The following is a 765-nucleotide window of genomic DNA, read 5'->3' on the forward strand; positions in this document are numbered from 1 at the left end:
CATCACGCTGATAGCGTTTTTGCTGCTGCATATCGGCAAGATAAGCCTCCGCTTCTTCGCGGCTCATATTGCCTTCTTTTTCGATAATTTCAAGCAATGTGTGATGGACGTCATGCGCCATGTGCTTTTCATCTCCGCAAATGTAAACAGCCGCTCCTTCTTGAAGCCATTCAAACAATTCTGCGCTATGTTCGAGCATGCGGTGCTGCACATAAACTTTTTCTTCCGTATCACGTGAGAACGCCACATCCATTTTTGTCAGCACACCGTCTTTGAGCCAATTCTGCCACTCTGTCTGGTAAAGGAAATCCGTGACAAAGCGCTGATCGCCAAAGAACATCCATGCCTTTCCTTCCGCTACCGTCTCCTCACGCTCCTGCATAAAGGAACGGAAAGGTGCGACGCCTGTCCCAGGGCCCACCATGATAATCGGTGTTTCAGGGTCTTTCGGAAGCTTAAAGTTTTGATTGTGCTGTACATAAACTGGCAGTGTGTCTCCCGGCTGCAGACGTTCCGCGCACAAAATCGAGCAGACGCCTTTTCGTTCACGGCCGTGCGCATCGTAGCGGACTGCGCCGATTGTTAAATGCACTTCATCCGGATTTGCGGATAAACTGCTTGCAATCGAATAAAGGCGGGCAGGCATTTTTCGCAAAATCGAGACAAACTCCTGCGCAGATACACTAAATGGGCCATAGTCACGGACGAGATCAAGCAAATCGCGCCCTTCAATATAGGCTTTTACATTCTCCTCATTTCCCGGGG

General features: G+C 49.5%; 1 protein-coding gene. It reads right to left on the reverse strand.

Going from position 1 to position 765, the window contains the following annotated elements; translation table 11 throughout:
• On the reverse strand, nucleotides 1-765 hold a 765-nt coding region (locus tag ACWHAR_RS26245; protein ID WP_452088319.1), incomplete at both ends, for a diflavin oxidoreductase.

The organism is Bacillus sp. LR--39 (assembly GCF_053613335.1).